Raw genomic sequence first — 21,597 nt, 5'->3', positions numbered from 1 at the left:
ATTACACATGTTATTGTTCTCCTTACGTATCACTCTTGGTGGCATCCTGAGATGAAGTTCTGTTGATGTCGCCGGATGTTTTAGGGAAATTCCTTGCCGATACCTTATCGACAGATCCATTAATGAGTTCCATTGCTTTTCTTCCTCCTTCTTTGGCTTAATAATATCCTCTTCTTTCCATTACCAGAATTCTACATTATTTCACTGTATCCTCCTTAAATGCCCTGGAGTTAACGGTGGTCATCAAATCCGCAGTGATTACGAATATTTCTAGATAAGTTCAATTTATAAGAAATCCAATCCAATATTTTGGGGGCTTTTACTTTTGTCTGGAAGGAGGAACAGGGCTGATATTTATAAAAAACTTGAATTAGCACTTCTTCTGACGAGACAAGTTGAAGTGTTAGTTGAAGCGATTATAACAGTATAAGAATTTTACCCCGGGCCACAACTTGAGATATTGCAGCAAGTTGATCTTAGAGTCGGTGAAATATTAGCTGCGTTGCAACCAAAAGAAGATTCAAATTTAGAAGTAGTAGTTAATCCGGAAAAACAATAGAAAGGGGCGAATTATAATGACTAAATCACAAATCGCTACGTCAACAGTAGGTGCAGTACTTATTCCGACATATGATTATTAATATGGGGAGGCGGACGATGTCGTAACCATCATGGTCGCGCTTTTATTATCATGGATTGGTTATCAGGTATTAGAGCAGGCAAGAAAGACAACACCCATGCTAGTAAATACGGAATTGATGGAGTCTCCCGAACATTTTTTATGTTACTGCTTCCGGCCGATGGACATCTTTTGAACATGGTGTTTGGACTGCCTGAGGTTTGGAGCACTGTCCATCAGTAACCTATTTCATGTTTTACAAAGCATGAGTCCTAACTCAATTCGGACAGTGTGGGGAGATTCACTTCCATTACCTCTCTTGGATGTAGTGCTCAAGTGGGGAGGTAGTGAGTTGGATAACGCGCTACCAGCAGAAAGGGAACGATGATTAATGTCTCTGACACTGGATCGAGTAAAGAGTAAATCATCTACGAGATTTATTGGTTTCCATCCCGTTATTTTAGCTATCACAGTTTTAATTGAACGCTGTTACACTCGGAATGCCTATCCGTTTCACTCAACTATTTCGAACTATTGCTGAGCAAGTCGCTCTAAATGCACTAGGAAGCATTAAACTCAGCTTTAGTGTTATCAATGCAAAGGGTGGAACTAGTTATTATGACTTTGGACTAGCTATCGACCTTGCAGTGTTATTACCCGATGGGAAACAAGTATCTTGGGATATAAAACGTGACGGCGACGGTGGTAAAGTGGCTGATTGGACGGAGGTAGTTCAAGAGGCAAAATCTTTTGGCTTCAACTGAGGCGGTGTTTTTTTCCTTAATAAGGATGCATAGCATTTTCAAATGACTTCTGGACTGACAACCTCACAACTACGTGCGGGTACTAAGCCGACTGAAACGGAAATGGCTAAAGATTTGACTAATATAGAGCGGTACAAGGAAGCGGGGAGTTTCTTATGGCAGTGTTGGTTTGATTTATGGTATCTTTATGGTACCAAGATGGATTACGACGGAATCGTAGAGGGATATACACCAGACTCAATAAAGCTTGCTCGTGCCCATTTGGTGCGAGTGCGATTTGAATTTAGAGCAGTGATAAGAACACCCCGTCAACCTTAATAGGTCAGCGGGGTGCTTTTATTTATTCAATTGTGTATTCACTAACTTCAAAGGTAAGTATCTTATCGTGTACAACATATTCTGTACGTTTGCTGAAAGGGCCTTTGTTGTTCTCGTGCTTATCTATTCCATACTTAGCAGATCCCGAAACACTGTCGTACCAATTTAGGAATGTAGTAACTTCTGACATTGGTAGATCAAATTCTTTTTCTAACCCAGTGGTTAGAGTTACTGTCAAAATTGCTCTGTCACCTGTTGGAACTTCCGGAGTAGCAGATGGAGTTGGAACAGGCGTAACAGTTGGTTCTGGTGTTGGTGTGGCAGTTGGTTCTGGAGCAGGAGTGTAGTTCATTTTTATTTCACCAATAGTAACAAAATAAGAGTATCCATTATTTTCTGATATATTTAATTTGTATTTTTTATACTCTTTTTCATTATTAAACGCGAATACTTTGTTCACTGATGTAGTCCAACCAGTAATGTTGTTTTGAGTGTCAAGAATAACCCAGTTTTCCCCATCCCATCCTTCGAAAGTCCAATTTTTAGGTGATTCTTTAGCTACATTCTCGTTTTTGCCACGACCTGTTAGAGAGTAAGAGTTAACAATTTGTGGACTTTCAAATTCATAAGCTATCCATCCATATGGCACACCTTCTTTAGAAGCCCATCCATAGTCGTTGTTGTTATTGTTAAATGCGTTGAATGCTTGATGGTCAATACCCCATTCGCTACTTGCACTTACCACTCCAGATGGAGAAGTATTAGATGTCATTACCGGAATTAAACTTGATACTGTTGTGGTATTTGCTTTAGTAATAGAAACAAAACTAAATAGCAGAAGTAAGGATAAAATGATAGGTACGTAAATTTTCTTTTTCATATGTATCTCCTTTAGTATGTTTATAGGAATCAAAGATACATAAATGCAACAAGAACAGTCTAAACAAAATTTCTTAAATATGTAATTAAAAGAATATTATAATTATTAATTCATAATAATGACATTTAGTGATGGGGTTTCCGTTGATTAACGAACGCATGTTTGGTTATAATACAAACAAACGTTCTTATTTTGGGAGGCTATCAACATGCAAATGCAGATTGGTCAAATCGTTGAAATTGTTTACTTAGATCAAGTCGGCAAGATTTCTCAGCGTAAAATTGAGATCAATGGTATTCGAAACGGTCGTATCCGGGCCACCTGCAAGAATACAGGAGCGCCCCGCGTATTCCTAACGTCCAATATCCTCGCTTGGCAGGCTATATTAGAAAAAAGCTATGCTTAGCGACACGGCCCGTAAGCTGCTGATGATCATGCGGCATTGCTCGGTGCATCACGGTTATATGCCTACACTTGAGGTACTGGAGACAAAGAGTGGGCGGACACCAGTAAAGATCCATGCCGGACTTCAGGAATTGGCAGAGGATAACTACATTCTGTGGGAGTTTGGGAAACCATCAGAGAGTGCAGTTGTCGTTGAGGGATGGGAGCGAATAGAGGATCGATCAGCATCAGTTGCATGGGGCTTGGACGGTGGCCATATAGATTACTGGACAGATTACTAGGAGGACAGACACCATGGTTAAGAAACTGGAGAGTATTTGGGATTGCAGTAGGATGATGCTACCGGAGCATAAGACTCGGATTCTCAGTGATGAGCGAGGGCAGCAGTGGAGAGATCGTAAAAAGCCGATGCTTGACGCGCAGGAGTGGGAATTGATTGATCAAGTGTTGGCATATTCAAAACGATATTGAGAGCAGATAACAATAACTCAGTTTGAACCAGTTCAAAATATTAAGCTTCGGGGAGTTGTGATGGCCATAGACAAGCAGCTATGGCGGATTAAACTGCAAACGGATGATGACTATGATTGGATTAAGATTGATGATGTGATTCAGGTGACTACATAAAAAATGCCCCGGAAGCTTTCACCGGGGCATAACTATTATTCCTCAAATAACTCATCCATTAAACTAATAATAACGCCTTTAGTCACTACTTTGATGGTACGTCCCTCACTCTTCACAGCGGTCAAAAAATCTTTGTAAGTTTCAGTTGTATACGAAAATTTCGGCGCGTACACTGCCTTCACATCCAGTGCCTTCAGAACATCCTCTAGCCCACCAATGTGATCTGCGTCAGGATGAGTAGCAACCATGGCATCAAGTGTCTTTACACCAAGGGCTTTCAGGTACTTTACTACATTTTCACTTATTCCTTATTAAGCTAACGGGCAGATTAGTGGAGTGAAGATATGGTAAAATATATAAAGTGCCCCCTTGATGGTTAAGGAGACTGACTTGGAATATTCTTAAGTCAATCGATAGCAAATTATACAAGGATAAGGTGTGATGCGGATGACTGATTTTACAATGATTAAAAAGCTGTTTCATATTACGAAACGAAACGGGTTTAGTCATGATGAGATACAAACCATTAAAAATAATTTCGGTGAATTGCCCCAGGTGTTTATAGATTATTATTTGGAACTCGGTAAAGACGAGCGGCTGAATCATACGCAAGATAGTTTGATCAAGCCCGAGCAATTCCAATACTTCAAGCATAGCGAATATTTAATTTTTTATTGCGAGAATCAGCGTGCCTGTGTCTGGGGAATCCATAGGAACGATTTATCCAGGTCCAATCCCCCTGTCTATATGAGTTACGATGAAAAGGTATGGAAAATGGAATTTGAAACATTGACCGATTTTTTTCATGCGATGGCCTATTTGCAAACCGTATTCGCTCTTGAATACGGCTGTGAATCGTTTTATTCCATTGAACAAACCGACTTGGATTTTATTCGTGAAAATTTTAAAAACAAAGATATTTCCTTTCGGCATTGGATTGGCATCGAATTTTATGGGAATTACGATGACAGCATAATAACGGTGATGAATAATGACGATAGTTTTAATTTGATTTTTGCTTCAAGCGACAAAGAACATTTTGATGAAATGGATCGGGTTCTCTCAAAACTAGGAGTAGTAATTTGAAATTTTCTGTTTCAAGAAGTCAACAAAATAGGGACTTCAGAATGTCATCAATAAGTTAAATAGCTTGGAATAGCCTTACAGAAGAAGTGTGAAAAATAGAGTTAAATCCAGTGGGGCAAGCATCTGTTGTACTGTTTGGAATTGAGGATGAACGAAAAGCTAATTAGATTCGGGTAGGATGGCTCAATAAATTCGCGAATACTCTACATATGGAATTATTTACGAAGTTCGTAAATATGACATTATCTGAAAGAGCGGCCCAAAAAACTTTTAAAGTAATTCATTCGCAACATCCTGTTGCCTTATGCAAAAGATTATTTAGTGGAATTTCTTTTATACAACTCGTGTTTGTGAAAAAATACGAACGAGAAATTTAAATGAATAGGGGTTAATAAATGATAAAGATTCGAAATATGACAGAAAATGAATTTGAAAAATTTAAAGAGTGGTCTGTTAATGACTATGCAAAAGATTTAATCAAATCTAAAATGAGTAGCGATAAAGATGCTTATAAGTGTGCTGAAAAAGAATTCAATGAACTACTTCCGATGGGTTTATCAACAAAAAATAATTATTTATATGTAATGATAAATCATAGTTTAGAAAAAATTGGTTTTATTTGGTATGAAAAAGAGAATACATCAGGATTCATTTGTGATTTTTTGGTTAAGCAAAATTACAGAAATAAGGGATATGGATTTGAAACTATGAAATTGATAGAGCAGGATGCCAAAGATAAAGGAATTAGAAAACTCAGACTTAGTGTATTTAATTTCAATGAACCAGCCTACAATCTATATAAAAAACTAAAATATAAAGAAGTTGAGAACAATGATGGAAATGCGATAATGGAAAAAATACTTGATAACTAATATATGGGGAATTTCAAATGCTCCTTGTGTACTGAATCAGTAAATGATCATTAAGCTAATGGGAAACGTTAATTTAATAAAAACATGTAAGCAGCCGCTCAAACAACCGGCTGCTTTTTCATTTAAGCTAACGGGCAGTTATGCGTAACTTTTAGGGAATGTAAACATCTAAATAACGTAAGGAACGAGGAGGCAGACAATTCATGGGAGGAACGAATGTATGGGATGCGGAGTGGGAGGTTAACGAAGAGCAGGCGCGGACGCTGATCGGCAGACAATTCCCTCAGCTGTCATCGAAGCAAGTGAAGCGACTGGGCTGGGGCTGGGACAATACGGTTTTTCTCATCGGTGACGAGTACGTGTTCCGGTTTCCAAGAAGAACGATTGCAGTTGGCTCGATTCGTATGGAAGGGAAGCTGCTGCCAAAGCTGGAGGCATATATAACCATCCCCTATCCGAAACCGTTGTTTTATGGCGAAGCAAGTGACGAATACCCGGCACCATTTCTTGGCTATGCCTACGTGCTAGGAGATTTCCCAATCGGTTTGACGGAAGAACGCCGGGCTTTATCGGCAGAGACGCTGGCGAAATTTTTGCGGAGATTGCATGAGTTTCCGGTGCAGGCGGCGCTGAAGTGCGGAGTTCAGCAAGATCATCGAAACTTGACGGACATAGCATCGCGCAAAGTGAAATTGGAGGGCTTTCTATCGAAGGTGGTTGAACACTTGTCGCCGGAGGAGTCCGGTGTGATCGAAGCGTATATTAGCAGGCTGCAAAAGGACCGTGTCGAGGCGGTGAATGCACTGCTACATGGCGATCTTCATTTCAAAAATATGCTTGTGAATGAGAACGGGATCGTTTCCGGCATCATTGATTGGGGCGATCTGAGCGTAGGCCATCCGGCTTGCGATTTGAGCGTTGCTTATAGCTTTTTACCACCTTACGCTCGCGGCGTGTTTTTCGAAACGTACGGAGGAGCGGACGAGGAAACGAAGCTGCTGGCGCGGCTAATCGCGGTATACATCCCCATACTGATCTTAATGCAAGCGGTCGATGACGGGAATGAAGCAATTGCGGCAGAGGCGAAATCCAACATCATGCGGGCACTGTCGGATTAGGTTCATTATTTCGTTGCGGCTATGGGGCTATGGCTATCGGCACCATTTTGTCGTTTAAAGGCCGCGATAAGGTACGATCCGCCTTCTCTGATACCGCTTTATGTTGAGGAACACGAAATCCAACAGAGTAAGTCGTTGCGCTAACGGGAAACGTTAGCTCAATATAGACATAAGACACCCAACCGATACGATTGTAAAAATATGCCTCATCAGTGATTATACTGGTGGGGTTTTGCGTTTCTCTGTAACCAAAGATATTTTAGCATGTTTCAAGTAATTGATAGATTACATTTAGGTTTTTATTAGATATGCAAATTAATGAGAGCAAAGAAGTGAGGCATGCAATTACACAAATTAGATATTAACCAGACACTAACCCAAGAAGCAACAAAAATCCTTGCACAGATTTTAATTTCTGTTGCAAGGGATCAAAACTCTGGTTATAGTATAAGTGGTATTTTTATCTTTATAATACAAGGTTTTGTTAAATAATCGCAGGGGACGGGCTGGGGACGAACTGGGGACAGACTCTAGGTCAACCAGTAGAAACCAGTCCAAATGAGAACAATATAAGAACGGGTTGAGTCCTTGATATGACTAGGTTATTGAGTTTAGTTCCATATCATATCAATAAAAACCCATGTCTTAAAATCCTGCGGTACGTGAGTACCGTACGGGTTCGACTCCCGTCCTCGGCATCATAGTGAACCTTGAGAAATCAAGGTTTTTTTGTTTTTCTTGAGTAAAGCTTCCGTCAAAAGCTAAGGTTCTGTATATCTGGGAATCACATTCAAACACACAGTACTCAGGATGGTAATACTCCTTATCAGTGCTTGTCTAATCACAAGCTCTGGAGGGGAGTTTTTAGCATGGAAGATTTCATGAACCGCCGTATATCAAACGGTACGCGCAGTGGTATGAGAGATCCGTGCTCATTGATTACTGTCGAATAACATCTTAATTTGTTGTATTATTGATTAAGCTAGTTTTCAAGAACCAAGGAGGGTTAAAGTTTGCTTACACTGAGAAGAGCCGAGCCGCGTCAAAGTAAAAAGCTCAGTCTCACATCGCTGCTTACGGGCTTGGTTACGCTGGTGGTTCTACTAACCTCAAGCATTCTTCTGATTGGCTCTTACGAGTCCAAAAAACAATCATTGATGGAGACTACACTCCATCTGAATTACTACAACGCTGACCGAATGACCAAAACAATGGATTCCTTATTTCAGTCCATGCGCAGCAGTTTGGAATACAGTGCTGACACACTCTCCGATGACGAAACCTTAACGCCCAAGCAAGTGGATGATAATTTGGAACTGATGCGCAATAGTAGCAATTACTTCAATTCTATCGCCGTGCTCGATGCCGACGGGCTGATCCGCAATGTAGTACCGGCTAGTTTGGGGTCAGTAGGAAACCATATTACTTCTAAGGTCGGTTTGGAAGCTCTGGCGTTAAAGAAACCTTACATATCCTCCCCCTACATGACCCAAACCACCAAGAGACTAATCGTTTTTATGAGTCAGCCGATTTTTAGCAAGAATGGTACATATCGCGGTATTTTGAGCGGCACATTTTATCTGCAGGAGAACAATATTTTGTCTATGATTTTTGGCGATAATAACGTGGACGATTCTGGCTCCTATTATTATATTGTGGATTCAAGCGGGCATCTGTTGTACCACCCGGATAAGCAGCTCATTGGGGAGGATGTTAGCAATAACAAGGTTGTGCAGAAACTCATGAATGGGGAGAGTGGGGAACAGCAAGTGCGTAACACCCGTGACGTTGAAATGCTTGCCGGATACTCCAGCGTTCCAGCCAACGGATGGGGAATTGTGGTCGTTTCGCCGATTAGTGTCATCCATCATCAACTGATGGGGCACCTTCGGACCATTCTCTGGTATTCGTTGTTTCCGTTCATTATACTCCTGATGGGCGTCATTCTCGTAGCACGCAAGCTGGCCCGGCCTTTTGTGTACCTGGCAAATCTGGTGAGCAGGATGGGCAAGGAGAAGATTGAATTGCCAGAAGCGAAGCCGCAATGGAGCCGAGAGGCAGATCTGCTGACCAAGGCTGTGTTGCTTGCCGTGACGGATATTCAGAAGCAGACGGATCAACTGACCCAAGAGGCTACGACGGATGCTCTGACCGGTTTAATGAACCGAAGATCCTTAGAGTATACGATGAGTCAGTGGATTGACTCAGGACAACCGTTTTCGCTCATTGTGCTGGATGTAGACAAATTCAAACTCGTGAACGACACCTACGGCCATCTCATCGGCGACGAAGTGCTGAAACATGTAGCCAATGTTATAGTTACCTCGTTTCGTCCAGACGATGTTTGCCACCGCTACGGCGGTGAAGAGTTCATCATCTTGCTAGCCCACACTAGACCCGAGGAAGCCTTCACCATAGCTGAAAGAGTCCGGCGGGCAATGGAACAAAGCAGGGGGCCAATCCCGACACAGGTTACGATCTCTCTAGGAATCGCCCATTATCCTATTCATGCATTGGAGCGGGAGGGGCTGCTGGAGAAGGCGGATCAAGCGTTATACCTGGCCAAGAGCAGGGGAAGAAACCGGACGATGGTCGCTGATGTTTGAAACAATGGCTCGAAATATGCGGTACTTGCCCCCGTCTTCGGCATCATAGTGAAAACCTTAGGAATACAGAATTTGCGTAGAAGAATATAAGTCTCCTTTGCTGTATCTGATTAAATTAGATGAAGAGCGGGCTGACCGAATGCTGCATATCAGCACGGGTGGCACGAAGCCAGCGGGCAGCAAAGGACGAAAGTGTAACCTTCCAAGCTGAACAAGGAAAATGTTATTCGCTATTATGAATGTTCGGAGCGGAAACAGTATTTCATCTTTGATGAAATACTGTTTTTTTGTGCGGATGTTAATTATGTTCAACACGTTGCAATAATTCCTTTAAAGCCTTCATCTGCCGGCCTTGAAGTTCTCCCTCTACAATCGAATTCCGTAGAGATTCTACATCCTGAGCCTTCACTTTACCCCCATGATGGAAACGATTGAATGCTTGATAATCTAGCGGCAGCATATCTTGTTCCATTTTGAGATGTATTTTTGCTGTCATGCGTGGCCCCATCACAAAACTCATAATCTTACCGATTAGACCATGCTTGGGCAGGGATGCTATTTCACCCTGAGCACGGCAAGCGAGCTGCCAAAGATCTTTATTTGCAATAACGACTGAGAATTTCGGCCAACCTACGATATCACAAGCAGCGTACACAGGAAAACCGATACTTGAGTAAATATTGAACATCGCCGGACTTACTTGACCACAGCGTGAGACCCCAGAGTTATTGTACAGTGCGCTAAATTGTTTGGCAGCTGATTTATTATTGTTCTCGACCTGGAAACCGACCTTGTTCGCCGGATGTTTGTAACAGACAATGGCTTGGTTAATGAGTTTGGGGTCTGTTGGTGCATGCACAGGCAAATCAGCCTTGGATTGATGACTTAACGTACCCAGTATTCCTCTTAACAGCTGGTCTTCCGGAATTCTCATATACTGAATGTAATGTTCACGAATCCCGCTTCCAAACGCACTCATAATCACCGTAGTTTTAGAATTACGAACGACACCTCCCAATTTGGATAACGTAGCTACGCCTTCTGGTGAACGGCTCACATTTCCGTCCAATGTAATAATAATAAATTGATACTGCTGAGGTTTTATTTCTTCTATATCTTCTATGACATTAAAGTTGCTAAATTCTTTCAATGTATCATCGTCATAGCAATATAGTTTTTGAGGAGGAGCGAAGTCTGCTTTTCGTCCTTTTCGTACAAGAAAGGTAACATCGGTGCCTGATAAATGTAGATGGTAACCTACAGAGAAACCTACTGCTCCTGCACCTACTATAAGAATGTTTGTTTTATCTGAAGTGATTGTCATGGTTAGTTCATCTCCTTGACATGTGTTGATTTAATGTCGTGTTGTCAGTATAATCTACACGTCTGAACAATCACAATAATCAATACCTTTGTAAATGTTATGAAGTAAACAGATTACATCTATTATGTTGAAAGGATAGAACAGGAGGAGCATATGGTTGGAACCAAGAATAACAGAAGAACTAAATATACGATTAATCTCATTAAAGAGAGCTTCCTGGTTTTATTAGAAACCAAAAAGTTACCTCAAATAACGGTCACTGAAATATGTAACTACGCTGATATCAACCGTGGCACCTTTTATTTGCACTACAAAGATCCTTTTGAATTATTTGAAGTGATGCAGAATGAATTTAATAAAGAATTGGTGGAAGCATTACAAGAAGGAGGCAGTCCTTGCACATCTGAAGAATCCATGGTCAAACTGTTAAACATCATTCAAGATAAGAAAACCATGTATCAGCTTCTAATTTCAGAGAGTGGAAAAAGTGAATTTTTAACACGAGTTTTACTTGAACAAAATTGGAACGAACCCTTTCTAAGGGACTATTCTTTCACTTACAAGGTTTATGGATCTATTGGAGTCATTAATCAGTGGCTCGAGTCCAATGGTGGAGAAAGTCCGCAATCCATTGCTAATATAATTTATTCTTTGGGTCATCAGAACAAATAGTTTGAAAAAAACACGCTAAGAGTGGCATTTTAGGAAGCTATATAATAATTACTGTAATAATGTACTATATATCAACAGTCTGTTAACATTATCATCCTTGACCAGAAGATCGCATGACTCTCATGAAATATTGAGGTCATGCGATTTTTTTATTTTAAAAATCAGAGCATTACAGATCGTCGCTGCCGAAGATATTTTGGAGTTGAATTCTGAATAAATTAATAGTTGACAGCATTTTTGAAAGCGGTTATATTTATCTCGTAAACAATACGTTATATAACGTTATATCAAAGGAGAGAATCAAATGAATACAAATCAGGTTGTTCAAAGTATCCGTGAAAAAGTGGCAGAGGGGATTTCAGAGGTATATTTTGTAGCTTGTGGGGGTTCACTGGTTGATATGTATCCCGCGAAATATTTTTTGGATAGTGAAGCGAAGAAACTGGTAGCAGGGCTCTATACGGCGAATGAGTTTGTTCATGCATTGCCTAAACGTCTGGGCACACAATCGGTAGTAATCGTTTGTTCCCATGGCGGAAATACACCGGAATCGGTAGCTGCGGCGCAAGTAGCCAAACAGCATGGAGCGCACACCATTGGCCTAACCCATAACAAGGAAGCTGCGCTGCTGAATTACTCTGATTATTCTTTCTTGTATGAATGGGGAGATGATAGCAATGTGAAAAATAACCCGATGGCTATCATTCTGGATCTCGCTACTCAATTGTTAGATGCGGCTGAAGGGTATGCGCATGTTGAAGCTTTTCAAAAAGGATTGGAAGCCATCGATGGCATTATTAACCAGGGTAAAAAGCAGGTCGCTCCACGTGCCCGTGTGTTTGCCAACAAATACCGTAATGAGGAGCTTTATTATATCTTGACGAGTGGAGCTTCGTACGGACATGCTTATGGATTTGCAATCTGTTCTTTGATGGAAATGCAATGGCTGCATGCTGCGGCGATTCACTCCGGTGAATTCTTCCATGGTCCTTTTGAAGTGACGGATAAAGAAACCCCATTCATCCTAATGATTAATGAAGGGCGCACCCGTGAGCTGGATGAACGAGCACGGACTTTCCTGAATCAGTATGCAGAGAAAGTCGAAGTGATTGATGCTAAAGAGCTGGGAATTGGTACAATTGCTGATGAAGTTGTGGAATTCTTTAATCCGGTATTATTCTACAGTATCATTTGTGTCTATCGCGAGGCTCTTGCCGAGGTGAGAAATCATCCGCTAGAAACCCGCCGTTATATGGGGAAAGTAGCCTACTAATCGGGAGGATAAAACCATGAAAGCTCTAGGTATTGGCGATAATGTGGTAGACAAGTATGTTCATCAGCGTACGATGTATCCCGGCGGCAATGCACTCAACTTTAGTGTTTTCGCCAAAGGTGAAGGAGCTGTCGCGGCTTTCCTCGGTGTTTTCGGCGATGATGACGAGGCACGTCTTGTGGAAAATACGCTGCAGCAGCTGGAAATCGATATCTCACATTGCAGACATCATAGCGGAGAGAACGGATGTGCACGGGTAACCTTAGAGAATGGGGAACGGGTATTTCTGGGCAGCAACGAAGGCGGGGTTACGAGACTGAATCCAATAGCGTTGAGTGAAGCCGACAGAGAATATATCCGCGGGTTTGATATCATCCATACAGGGCTTTATAGTCACACCGGACATTTGCTTGCGGAGCTGAATGAACTGGGAATTCCCCTCTCTTTTGATTTCTCCGATGACTTCGAGGATGCGCAGGTAGAACGGTATATTGGCAATGCGGATTTTGCTTTCTTTTCCTGCAGCCATATGACGGATGAAGAGACGCAGAATTTTATTGAGACTAAACGCAGAAGAGAAGGCCAAGTATTGGTGGCAACACGCGGGGGAGACAGATCCATTGCCTATGATGGAGCAAGCTTTTATTATCAGACCCCTGAGCTTATTGAGGCTGTTGATACGATGGGAGCAGGCGACTCTTATATTACTGCCTTTTTAATGAGTATGATTAAGGATGGTGATATTCAAGCTGCTATGCGGGAAGGCTCCAGATTAGCTGCCAAGAGCTGTATGGTGGAAGGTTCCTTTGGATTCGGGGCTTCTTATTAACAACGGATGCGTACTTATCTTTGCTTGTGAAAAAGAGGATCGTTTGTTACTCTAACAATAGAGTAATATAACGTTATATAACAAGTGAGGGTAAATCATGTTAAATTCAGAGCAGGCAGAGCCATTATATATTCAATTGAAAAAAGCGGTCCAATCCGCCATTGCGAACGGTACCTTTAGTTCAGGAGATAAAATTCCTACTGAAATTGAGCTTAGTGAAACATATAATGTCAGCCGAATTACTGTTAGGAAAGCTATAGAGGAATTGGTGAATGAGGGATATCTGACGAAACGCCAGGGCAAGGGCACTTTTGTCAACGCACAAAAGATCGGCCGCAAGATTGAGCATGTCATCAGTTTTACGGCGGCCTGCAAAGCCAATGGTGTTTCATCACACAGCGTCGTTACGGAGAGAACTAAACTTAAAGCCGATCAAGAAACCGCGGAGCGGCTGCAAATACAGCAGGGTGAACCGGTGTTATATATTCAACGTAAAAGATATGCTGGCGAAAGACCCCTAATGCTGGAAAATAACTATTATCCGTATGACCGTTTTTCTTTCTTAATGGATGAAAAGCTTGAAGGATCGGTATATGAGCTGCTGCGGAAACGTTATCATATTGATCCCAATCAGCCGGGAGAAACGGTGTTGCAAATCACCTTGGCTGATGAACAGCAAGCAAAATTACTGGAGATTCCCATTGGTGATCCTTTGTTCTATATGAACACTATTATTTATGATCAGGACAGTCAGCCGGTTCATGTAGGCAAGCAGTACATTATCGGTGACCGTTATCAATTTACTTTATAATTCATTCTGCTTCTTGCGGTAAGCGGGAAGCAGAAGCTTCAATATAACGTTATAAGTCGTATTATTAATCGGCAGAAAGGCGTTGAAATCATGGAAGCAGTTAAACATGGTTTTGCAGATCGGGTACTGTTGTCTAATGCAGTATTTACAGGAATAGAAGATGGCGCTTCACCGGCATTTATTGCCCTGCAAGGGGAGCGAATCGTCGCGGTTGGAATCCCGGCAGAAGCAGAGGAATGGATAGGACCGGCAACATTTGTTCATCATCTGAAGGATGCGTTCATTATGCCTGGTATACATGATAACCATGTTTTTTTTACCGGTTACATGTCCATGCACCGTGGAGTGGATCTGACGAATGTCGCTACAATTCAAGAGGCTTTAGAGTTGCTTAAACAAGAAGCAGAAAAAATACCCTCAAAGCAAAATGTATACGCTTACGGGTGGAGTGAAGAGTGTTGGGGCGAGCTTCCGGGGCAAAGCTTATTAGACGAAGCTTTTACTGAATGGGCTGTAATCGCCATTAATCTGACGAAAAGCTATTGTTGGATGAACAAGTTTGCTCAGGATAAGTATCAGTTTCTCCCTGACCAATGCAGCGCGGAATCACGCGCCCTCCTCCTTCATGACATGATGCAGGATCAGGAATTAGTCAGACAAGAGTTTTTGGACTTTGCCCGAATGCTTGCTAAACGGGGTGTCACTTCGATAAAAGATATAGGCTTTGACAGGCATAGCGGTTTGTTGCCGGTCCTTGAAGAGCTGGAAGCAACGGGAGAGCTGCCGTTGCGGGTCCATTTTGCGCTTGAACCTGTATTGCAGCCGCTTGATATTTCCACGGGTTTGCAGTACAAAGAGCGTTATCAAGGAGAATTTCTTCGGTTTCAGGGATATAAGCTGATGTTGGATGGTGTGGTAGCTGATCATACGGGAGATATGCTGGAGCCTTATGCGGATATGCCAGGTGTTACAAACTTGCAGTCAGTTGACTACGAAGGGTTAGAAGAGGCATTTCGGGCAGCAGATAGCCATGGAATTAAATGCTGTCTAACGGCTGAGGGGGATGCAGCAATTCGTAAGGCAGTAGACATGATCGAAGATTGCAATCGTAACCGGGGAGAACAGCGGATTAGGCATTCAATCAGCGATTTAGAATATCCACATCCCGAAGACATTCAGAGGATGGGGGAGAACGGGATTTTTGCCGAGGTATATGCCCAGATCTTGCTCTTAAATTCTTCTTATGAGGATGCTTATATGGCTGCTGTGGCCGGAAAAGAGAATGAAAGCCGGTTTTATAATTACAAGTCCATGCTTGAGGCCAATGTACCGATTACGATAGGTACAGATTTGCCGCTTTTCCTCACCAGTGTTCCTGATTCGCTGTATGCGGCTTCTTTTCGGTTGTTCCCTGATGGATCCCCTCCGGGAGGCTGGAATTCCGAGCAGGGGATGCCGGCATCAGAAGTCCTAAAGGCCTGGACGATTAACGGGGCCAGACATTGCGGTATGGAAAGTACAGGAACCTTGGAAGTTGGAAAAGCTGCTGATATCGCTGTATTTGACCGTAATCTTCTGGATACAGCTGCAACCGAGATTAGAGATGCACGTGTGATTTTGACAATTACCGCCGGTCAAATCACCTATGATGCTGCCAGGAACGAGGGGTAGAAATGGAAACGGTTAAACGTAAAATAAAATGGTCCCTTCCTCATAGTTATACATTGATTTTTCTGATTATCGTGGCTATTGCCGGATTAACCTGGATTGTCCCGAGCGGCCAATTTGACCGTCAGGAAGTGCTGGTGGATGGTTCCTCCAGAACAGCCATCATCCCGGGAACCTATCATACCGTTCCCAAAATCAGTGAGCAAGGGGATTTGAGACAAGGATTTGCCCAAATTGCCAGTGCGCCGTTAGAAGGAATCATCAATGCTGCTGATGTCGTCGCCTTCGTCCTGATTGTAGGGGGAGCTTTTGGAATTATTCTGCAGACTGGGGCGATTGACCGGGCACTGATGGCTCTAGCCGGAAGACTCAAAAGTAAAGGGATATTACTGATTCCGATAGCCATGGTGATTTTCAGCCTGGGGGGTTCAACCTTTGGAATGAGTGAAGAAATCATTCCGCTTTATGCCATTTTTATACCGTTAATGTTTGCCTTGGGCTTTGACTCCATGGCGGCGATTCTCATTCTATTTCTCGGTACACAGATCGGCTATGTCGGATCAACCGTTAATCCTTTCTCTGTATTGATTGCGCAAGGCGTAGCAGGGGTGCAGGGAAATCCACAGCTATGGCTCAGATTTATTGAATGGGTTGTTTTTACTGCGATATCGATTGGTTTTACGATGTGGTATGCGCAGCGGGTGAAGAAGAATCCGGAGAAATCAGCGGTATTCCAAAATGATATTCTAAACCGCCAACACTTCATCAAGGAGAACGATGGGATAGATGTAAGTTTCTCGAACCGGGATAAATTAATTATTGGAGGCTTCATCTTTACCTTGGGGCTAATTGTCTGGGGAATACTGAGCAAAGGCTGGTATATGACCGAGATCGGAGCGCTTTTCTTTGCACTTGGGATTTTTTCGGGGATTGTCACCCGGATGAGTCAGAAGGAAATTGCCGAGAATTTTGTTAAAGGTTGCGGAGAATTTATCTACGCTGCCGTGATTATCGGTTTGGCCCGGGGGATCCTCGTCGTTGCAGAGAACGGGATGATTATCGATACCATTTTGAATGGGCTGGCTACTATGCTTGAGGGCTTGCCGAATTACTTGTTCACCACCATCATGCTGGTCGTGCATAATATTATTACGTTCTTGGTTCCTTCTTCATCAGGAGAGGCGGCCTTGACGATGCCTGTGCTTGCACCATTAGGCGATCTTGTGGGTGTTAACCGCGAAGCAGTAGTAACCGCATACCAATTTGGAAATGGATTAACGAATCTCATTTCGCCAACAGGCGGTGTGCTGCTGGCAGGTTTGGCCATCGCCCGGATCAATTTTGGACAATGGTTAAAGGTAATTCTCAAGCTGTTTCCGATTCTTTGGCTGGTGGCGGCAATCTTTGCCGCAGTTTCCTCAGCTGTAGGCATGTAGTGGATAAAAAATATTGCAAAGCCATGCGGGATTCCCCGCATGGCTTTTGAATTTTCATTATTTACGGCAGAAGCCTACATCAAAACAAACCTGTTATATGGCCATGCTTCAAAAACAAAAAAAGCGCCCGCTACTCATAGAACATCGTTCAAAACACAATATAACGATTCATCTCGTTCTATAATGCTAAGCTCATTCCTCTTCTGTAAGTACCGCAAATGCGCTACCGTTTCTCCAAGCGCAAAATTTAGGGAAGCAGGATCGACTACCTTAGGGAATAAATAGGTGCTGATTTCGTAAGGGGTGAGTTCTTCGGCGTTTAAGTTTCTCCATATGGACCGGATCTCCTGAAGACGTTCAAGATGATGCTTAATTACGCCATCGATGAACGATTCAGCTAACTCAAATACTTTGCCGTGCCCAGGAAGGACAGTTTGGATTTGTAATGTCCGCAGCATTTGTAGGGTATCAAAATAATCTTGTAGGGGGTTGGTGTTGGTACTGTAATCATACGTAATATTAGGCGTGATTTTCTCAAGCAGAAGGTCACCACCTATGAATAATTTGCTTGACTCGTTAAGAAAGCCGATACTCCCTTCCGCATGACCGTTACCCAATTTAATTTGAAATTGCTTCCCTCCTAATAGAATGTTCTCCTCTGGTTCTAGGATCACTTTGGCTCCCTCGATAGGCTTCACCCAAGTAAACAGTTCCTCATGGTGTTCACTCATCTTGTTTACGAGTGAACCTGGAACCCCACACTTTAGGCTAAATTGAGCAGACTTCCTGATAGATTCGCTGTGAAAGATGCGATCTGCCCATTCAAATGTTTCCATGCTGCTGTAAACAGCAGCATCCGTCCACTGCTGAAACAGACCTGCAAGGCCGTAATGATCCGGATGATAATGAGTCACTATAATCCTTTTGATGTCGCCGAAAGTCAGATGATAGTTTTTCAATACTTCAGTCCAGACCGTTAAGGTATCCTCTGTAGCTAAACCAGGATCAATTACGCTCCATCCCTCTTCATCCTCTATGAGATAACTATTCACATGGTTGAGACGCAGGGGCAGAGGTAATCTCACTTGATGTATGCGCAGCTCTGAATGGTTCATCTTTATCTCCTTTTAATTTAATCTGATTTATCGGAATTGTGAAATTAGTATGAACTATAATCCAGAAATAGCGCAGTGTCAACGCTTTTTAATTGAAAAAAGGATGAAAAAAAGTATATTGACAATTAAATCATATCGGTTTAGTATGATTAAAATGTTTCGTTGGCAAACAAAAAGGGGGTGACACAGCATGAAAGATGCAATCAACCGAGAGCGGATTGAAACTTTGCTTAGAAGCTCGGCGTATCACCGCTTTTTGGATGTTCAAGTAGAAGAATTAAGCGAAGAGTCAATTACGATTTTACTTCCGGAAAATGATCTGTTTGTTACAGGGGATGCTGGATATATTCATGGTGGAATTATTGCAACGCTGATTGACATTGCCGGATACTTTGCAGTACATCGCAAGGTAAATCTGCCCACACCCACTATTGATCTGCGGATTGACTATTTAAGACCAGCTGCGCCAGGTGCTCTGCATGCCAAGGCCAATTTAGTTAAGTTGGGAAGAACGGTTAGTCTGGTAGATATTTCAGTAACAGATCATACAGAGAAGGAAGTTGCTGTAGGCCGAGGATTGTTCAGCTCGAAGCAGTAACCATAACTATTAGGAAGTCAGCCCTAGAAGGAGAGGAGTTATGAATACGTATAATTTTGCAAGCATCATTCAAGAATCTGCTGCTCGATATCCTTCAAAGACTGCGTTGATCACACCCCAGATTACATTGAATTATTCAGAGCTGACTCAGCGGGTGAATCAAGCGGGGAATTTCTTCTTATCCCTTGGGGTTAATCCGGGAGATCGTGTCAGTATATTATTTAACAATGATTACCGATTCCTGGAAATCTGCTTCGGCTTGATGTCGATCGGAGCTATTCCAGTGCCGATGAATGCCAAGCTGGGTGCGGAGACGTTAGCTTATGTGTATCGCAATAGCGGCAGCCGTGTACTCATCTTTCATGATGAACTGAGTGAGAAGGTACAGGCTGTGCAGCAGATCAGTGAAGCCTCTATTCTGGTACGCTGCGCCAGCGTGAATGAACAAAAGACTCCCGTTGCATTGTCCTACGATGAATTGCTTCCTCTGCAGTCCTTAAGTCTGGAACTGTACCCGTCAGAGGAGGGAGATATCTGTTTCCTCCCGTATACATCCGGTTCAACCGGAAATCCCAAAGGCTGCAGGCTAACTCACCGAGGGCAGTTGTGGAATGTTCAGTCTACTTCGCAGCTTAGAGGTTTAACGAATGAGACGCGGGTGGTCATCTCTCTGCCTCTCTATCACAAGAATGCCATGACGACGATGAAGACCATTTTTTGGCTTGGTGCCTCAGCCGTCATATTGCCTAAAGCAGATCCCGAGCAGATCTTGAAAGCCATTGAGACTCATCGCGTTACATATATGACGGGAGTGCCCGCTCTTTATCGAATGTTAATAAACTATCTTAAAGAGCATCCCGGTTTTGATCTTACGTCCTTACTTTTTGGTATCTGCGGTTCTTCCGATACGCCTAGCGAACTATTGGATGAGGTTCAACTGCTCATGGGGATGCCGGTATATGAAGGGTATGGACTTACCGAAGGGGGACCCGTTGTGCTGGAATCCCGGGAGGGTGTTCAGCGAACGGGCTCGGCAGGTATTCCAGTACCAGGCTGTAAGATCCGAATCGTGGATGAACACGAGAACGAGGTCGGGCCGAATGTAACGGGTGAGCTTTGGGTGAACAACCCGGGAGTGGCTGACGGTTATTGGAATCTCCCGGAGGTTACTGCTCGCAAGATTACACCAGATGGTTGGCTGAAGACTGGGGATGCAGCTTGTAGGGATGAGGATGGATTTGTTTACATTGTTGGACGTAAGGACGACATGATGAATGTAGGCGGAGAGAACGTGTATCCCAAAGAGGTGGAGAACATTCTGCTGAAGCATCCTTCGATTGATGATGTCTGTGTCCTGCCCATTCCTCATGAAGTAAAGGGAGAAGTTCCTATAGCCGTCATTGTGACAGGCAAAAGAGGTGAACTTAAGGAGGAAGAGGTGAAGCAGTTCTTCATCCTGAATGGTCCTGCTTACGCTCATCCCCGCAGAGTCATCTTTGTAGATGCTTTGCCACTTACCGGACCGGGCAAGCTTGATCGAATGTTTTTAAAAGAGCAAGTCATTCGAAATTTAACCTAAGAGGAGAAGATATACGATGAGAGCTGCACTTATTCTTGAACATGGAGATCGCAATAAAGTTGTTGTAGGAGAGTACCCGAAACCCGAAGCGGGGCTAAACGAAGTTGTTGTTAAGGTTGAAGCAGTTTCACTGAACCACCTTGATATTTTTGTACGGCGAGGAATTCCGGGGAGAAAGCTCCCTTTGCCACATATCTCTGGTGGGGACATTTCTGGAGTTGTGGAACAAGTAGGAGAAGGAGTTCTAAACGCCAAGCCTGGTGACCGGGTTCTCATTGATCCATCTATTCCGGGTCATGGGGCGCTGGGGGAAGACCTGACTGGAGGACTTGCAGAATATGTGAAGGTTCCAGCGCAGAATTTGATCCCGTTGCCGGATGAGATTTCTTTTGAAGATGCGGCTGCTCTTCCTATTGCTTATGGAACAGCCTGGAGAATGCTGATTACCCGTGGCAAGCTACAAGCGAATGAAACGATTTTGATTCTGGGTGCAAGCGGCGGTGTAGGTAACGCGGCTGTGCTCATCGCTAAGCTGGCGGGTGCCAAAGTTATTGCGGCAGCCGGATCTGATGACAAGTTGGAGAAGCTTAAGGAGCTTGGAGCGGATCTGGTCATTAACTATAACAAAACAGATTTCTCGAAAGAAGTCTGGAATTACACGGGCAAAAAAGGAGCGGATGTCGTCGTTGACTATACCGGAAAGGCTACATGGCCTCAAAGTATTAAATCGACTCGGGTAGGTGGACGAATTCTAACCTGCGGTGCAACGACTGGTTTTGAAGCAGTGACGGATCTGAGGTATGTGTGGGTACGTGAAATTACAATTATCGGCTCCAATGGTTGGGAAGCGGGCGATCTGATCACTCTGCTGGAGCTTGTGCAAAGTCGCAAGCTGAAACCGATTATTGACAGAGTATTGCCACTTGATGAAATCAGGGAAGCTCATCGCATCATTGAAGAGCGAGAATTTTTTGGCAAGATCATTATCAAACCATAA

At 43.1% G+C, this 21,597-nt stretch carries 22 protein-coding genes and 1 pseudogene; 19 read left to right on the top strand and 4 right to left on the bottom strand.

The annotated features are described in order from the left end of the window. Positions 1-691: 691 nt before the first annotated feature. From PODO_RS31270 to PODO_RS30165, 3 genes are all read left to right on the top strand, one after another. A complete protein-coding gene (locus PODO_RS31270; RefSeq protein ID WP_143759088.1) occupies positions 692-862 on the top strand; it encodes a hypothetical protein in 171 nt (56 codons plus the stop codon). Positions 863-1,098: 236 nt separating this feature from the next. After that, on the top strand, positions 1,099-1,383 hold the full coding sequence (locus PODO_RS22255) for a M15 family metallopeptidase domain-containing protein (protein WP_143759087.1): 285 nt from the start codon (positions 1,099-1,101) through the stop codon (positions 1,381-1,383). 42 nt (positions 1,384-1,425) lie between these two features. Then, positions 1,426-1,701, top strand: coding sequence for a hypothetical protein (locus PODO_RS30165; RefSeq protein WP_052097255.1), 276 nt, complete (start codon positions 1,426-1,428; stop codon positions 1,699-1,701). Between the two features lie 22 nt (positions 1,702-1,723). Here PODO_RS30165 and PODO_RS22250 read toward each other — a convergent pair whose 3' ends face one another. Further along, entirely contained in the window at positions 1,724-2,581 is an 858-nt protein-coding gene (locus PODO_RS22250; protein WP_038572787.1) for a discoidin domain-containing protein, read from the bottom strand. Positions 2,582-2,789: 208 nt separating this feature from the next. Here PODO_RS22250 and PODO_RS22245 point away from each other — a divergent pair, with 208 nt between their 5' ends. Genes PODO_RS22245 through PODO_RS31265 form a run of 3 tightly spaced genes read left to right on the top strand, consistent with a single transcriptional unit; the run spans position 2,790 to position 3,457 of the window. Next, on the top strand, positions 2,790-2,987 hold the full coding sequence (locus PODO_RS22245; RefSeq protein ID WP_038572786.1) for a hypothetical protein: 198 nt from the start codon (positions 2,790-2,792) through the stop codon (positions 2,985-2,987). Next, positions 2,980-3,267, top strand: a complete 288-nt coding sequence (locus tag PODO_RS22240) for a LexA family transcriptional regulator (protein ID WP_052097252.1) — start codon at positions 2,980-2,982, stop codon at positions 3,265-3,267. The genes PODO_RS22245 and PODO_RS22240 overlap by 8 nt, the downstream gene beginning before the upstream one ends. A 13-nt stretch (positions 3,268-3,280) precedes the next feature. Beyond that, entirely contained in the window at positions 3,281-3,457 is a 177-nt protein-coding gene (locus PODO_RS31265; protein ID WP_141240374.1) for a YolD-like family protein, read from the top strand. A 215-nt stretch (positions 3,458-3,672) separates the two neighbouring features. Here the strand turns inward: PODO_RS31265 and PODO_RS22230 are convergent. Further along, a pseudogene (locus PODO_RS22230) lies at positions 3,673-3,912 on the bottom strand (MBL fold metallo-hydrolase); the annotation flags it as partial. Positions 3,913-4,060: 148 nt separating this feature from the next. Here PODO_RS22230 and PODO_RS22225 point away from each other — a divergent pair. The 4 genes from PODO_RS22225 (at position 4,061) to PODO_RS22210 (ending at position 9,295) form a co-directional block, all read left to right on the top strand. Continuing rightward, positions 4,061-4,699 carry a hypothetical protein gene (locus PODO_RS22225; protein WP_038572784.1) on the top strand — a complete coding sequence of 213 codons (639 nt, stop codon included), beginning with the start codon at positions 4,061-4,063 and terminating at the stop codon, positions 4,697-4,699. A 395-nt stretch (positions 4,700-5,094) separates the two neighbouring features. Continuing rightward, positions 5,095-5,571: a GNAT family N-acetyltransferase gene (locus PODO_RS22220; protein ID WP_038572782.1), complete on the top strand. Its 477-nt coding sequence runs from the start codon at positions 5,095-5,097 to the stop codon at positions 5,569-5,571. A 203-nt stretch (positions 5,572-5,774) separates the two neighbouring features. Further along, positions 5,775-6,689 (top strand): phosphotransferase, encoded by a 915-nt coding sequence (locus tag PODO_RS22215; protein WP_038572780.1) that lies wholly within the window; start codon positions 5,775-5,777, stop codon positions 6,687-6,689. Positions 6,690-7,702: 1,013 nt separating this feature from the next. Beyond that, complete coding sequence (locus PODO_RS22210; protein ID WP_038572778.1) at positions 7,703-9,295, top strand: sensor domain-containing diguanylate cyclase; 1,593 nt, start codon at positions 7,703-7,705, stop codon at positions 9,293-9,295. 298 nt (positions 9,296-9,593) lie between these two features. Here PODO_RS22210 and PODO_RS22205 read toward each other — a convergent pair whose 3' ends face one another. After that, a complete protein-coding gene (locus tag PODO_RS22205; RefSeq protein ID WP_038572776.1) occupies positions 9,594-10,619 on the bottom strand; it encodes a ketopantoate reductase family protein in 1,026 nt (341 codons plus the stop codon). 153 nt (positions 10,620-10,772) lie between these two features. On the opposite strand from PODO_RS22205, the gene PODO_RS22200 reads away from it, so the two are divergent. From PODO_RS22200 to PODO_RS22175, 6 genes are all read left to right on the top strand, one after another. Further along, entirely contained in the window at positions 10,773-11,291 is a 519-nt protein-coding gene (locus PODO_RS22200) for a TetR/AcrR family transcriptional regulator (protein WP_038572774.1), read from the top strand. 304 nt (positions 11,292-11,595) lie between these two features. Beyond that, positions 11,596-12,564 (top strand): SIS domain-containing protein, encoded by a 969-nt coding sequence (locus tag PODO_RS22195; RefSeq protein ID WP_038572772.1) that lies wholly within the window; start codon positions 11,596-11,598, stop codon positions 12,562-12,564. Between the two features lie 16 nt (positions 12,565-12,580). After that, positions 12,581-13,393 carry a fructoselysine 6-kinase gene (locus tag PODO_RS22190; protein WP_038572770.1) on the top strand — a complete coding sequence of 271 codons (813 nt, stop codon included), beginning with the start codon at positions 12,581-12,583 and terminating at the stop codon, positions 13,391-13,393. A 97-nt stretch (positions 13,394-13,490) separates the two neighbouring features. Beyond that, positions 13,491-14,204: a GntR family transcriptional regulator gene (locus PODO_RS22185; RefSeq protein ID WP_038572768.1), complete on the top strand. Its 714-nt coding sequence runs from the start codon at positions 13,491-13,493 to the stop codon at positions 14,202-14,204. 90 nt (positions 14,205-14,294) lie between these two features. Further along, on the top strand, positions 14,295-15,875 hold the full coding sequence (locus tag PODO_RS22180; protein ID WP_038572766.1) for an amidohydrolase: 1,581 nt from the start codon (positions 14,295-14,297) through the stop codon (positions 15,873-15,875). A 2-nt stretch (positions 15,876-15,877) separates the two neighbouring features. Further along, the gene (locus tag PODO_RS22175; protein ID WP_038572764.1) at positions 15,878-17,308 is read left to right on the top strand and encodes a YfcC family protein; all 1,431 of its coding nucleotides are present in this window, start codon (positions 15,878-15,880) and stop codon (positions 17,306-17,308) included. 134 nt (positions 17,309-17,442) lie between these two features. Here PODO_RS22175 and PODO_RS22170 read toward each other — a convergent pair whose 3' ends face one another. Next, positions 17,443-18,423, bottom strand: coding sequence for an MBL fold metallo-hydrolase (locus PODO_RS22170; RefSeq protein ID WP_038572762.1), 981 nt, complete (start codon positions 18,421-18,423; stop codon positions 17,443-17,445). A 190-nt stretch (positions 18,424-18,613) separates the two neighbouring features. On the opposite strand from PODO_RS22170, the gene PODO_RS22165 reads away from it, so the two are divergent. Genes PODO_RS22165 through PODO_RS22155 form a run of 3 tightly spaced genes read left to right on the top strand, consistent with a single transcriptional unit; the run spans position 18,614 to position 21,597 of the window. Next, the gene (locus PODO_RS22165) at positions 18,614-19,021 is read left to right on the top strand and encodes a PaaI family thioesterase (RefSeq protein ID WP_038572760.1); all 408 of its coding nucleotides are present in this window, start codon (positions 18,614-18,616) and stop codon (positions 19,019-19,021) included. Between the two features lie 40 nt (positions 19,022-19,061). Then, on the top strand, positions 19,062-20,600 hold the full coding sequence (locus tag PODO_RS22160; RefSeq protein ID WP_038572758.1) for a class I adenylate-forming enzyme family protein: 1,539 nt from the start codon (positions 19,062-19,064) through the stop codon (positions 20,598-20,600). Between the two features lie 16 nt (positions 20,601-20,616). Then, a complete protein-coding gene (locus PODO_RS22155) occupies positions 20,617-21,597 on the top strand; it encodes a zinc-binding dehydrogenase (protein ID WP_038572756.1) in 981 nt (326 codons plus the stop codon).

Origin of the sequence: Paenibacillus odorifer (assembly GCF_000758725.1) — a bacterium.
Classification (GTDB): domain Bacteria; phylum Bacillota; class Bacilli; order Paenibacillales; family Paenibacillaceae; genus Paenibacillus_AQ; species Paenibacillus_AQ odorifer.
This window is presented reverse-complemented; position numbering and strand designations above follow the sequence as displayed.

Excerpts from the sequence above, each read along its gene's own strand:
- PODO_RS31270 (WP_143759088.1), top strand. The coding sequence starts at position 692 with ATGGATTGGTTATCAGGTATTAGAGCAGGCAAGAAAGACAACACCCAT.
- PODO_RS30165 (WP_052097255.1), top strand. The coding sequence starts at position 1,426 with ATGACTTCTGGACTGACAACCTCACAACTACGTGCGGGTACTAAGCCG.
- PODO_RS22250 (WP_038572787.1), bottom strand. The coding sequence starts at position 2,581 with ATGAAAAAGAAAATTTACGTACCTATCATTTTATCCTTACTTCTGCTA.
- PODO_RS22245 (WP_038572786.1), top strand. The coding sequence starts at position 2,790 with ATGCAAATGCAGATTGGTCAAATCGTTGAAATTGTTTACTTAGATCAA.
- PODO_RS22240 (WP_052097252.1), top strand. The coding sequence starts at position 2,980 with ATGCTTAGCGACACGGCCCGTAAGCTGCTGATGATCATGCGGCATTGC.
- PODO_RS31265 (WP_141240374.1), top strand. The coding sequence starts at position 3,281 with ATGGTTAAGAAACTGGAGAGTATTTGGGATTGCAGTAGGATGATGCTA.
- PODO_RS22225 (WP_038572784.1), top strand. The coding sequence starts at position 4,061 with ATGACTGATTTTACAATGATTAAAAAGCTGTTTCATATTACGAAACGA.
- PODO_RS22220 (WP_038572782.1), top strand. The coding sequence starts at position 5,095 with ATGATAAAGATTCGAAATATGACAGAAAATGAATTTGAAAAATTTAAA.
- PODO_RS22215 (WP_038572780.1), top strand. The coding sequence starts at position 5,775 with ATGGGAGGAACGAATGTATGGGATGCGGAGTGGGAGGTTAACGAAGAG.
- PODO_RS22205 (WP_038572776.1), bottom strand. The coding sequence starts at position 10,619 with ATGACAATCACTTCAGATAAAACAAACATTCTTATAGTAGGTGCAGGA.
- PODO_RS22200 (WP_038572774.1), top strand. The coding sequence starts at position 10,773 with ATGGTTGGAACCAAGAATAACAGAAGAACTAAATATACGATTAATCTC.
- PODO_RS22195 (WP_038572772.1), top strand. The coding sequence starts at position 11,596 with ATGAATACAAATCAGGTTGTTCAAAGTATCCGTGAAAAAGTGGCAGAG.
- PODO_RS22190 (WP_038572770.1), top strand. The coding sequence starts at position 12,581 with ATGAAAGCTCTAGGTATTGGCGATAATGTGGTAGACAAGTATGTTCAT.
- PODO_RS22185 (WP_038572768.1), top strand. The coding sequence starts at position 13,491 with ATGTTAAATTCAGAGCAGGCAGAGCCATTATATATTCAATTGAAAAAA.
- PODO_RS22180 (WP_038572766.1), top strand. The coding sequence starts at position 14,295 with ATGGAAGCAGTTAAACATGGTTTTGCAGATCGGGTACTGTTGTCTAAT.
- PODO_RS22175 (WP_038572764.1), top strand. The coding sequence starts at position 15,878 with ATGGAAACGGTTAAACGTAAAATAAAATGGTCCCTTCCTCATAGTTAT.
- PODO_RS22170 (WP_038572762.1), bottom strand. The coding sequence starts at position 18,423 with ATGAACCATTCAGAGCTGCGCATACATCAAGTGAGATTACCTCTGCCC.
- PODO_RS22165 (WP_038572760.1), top strand. The coding sequence starts at position 18,614 with ATGAAAGATGCAATCAACCGAGAGCGGATTGAAACTTTGCTTAGAAGC.
- PODO_RS22160 (WP_038572758.1), top strand. The coding sequence starts at position 19,062 with ATGAATACGTATAATTTTGCAAGCATCATTCAAGAATCTGCTGCTCGA.
- PODO_RS22155 (WP_038572756.1), top strand. The coding sequence starts at position 20,617 with ATGAGAGCTGCACTTATTCTTGAACATGGAGATCGCAATAAAGTTGTT.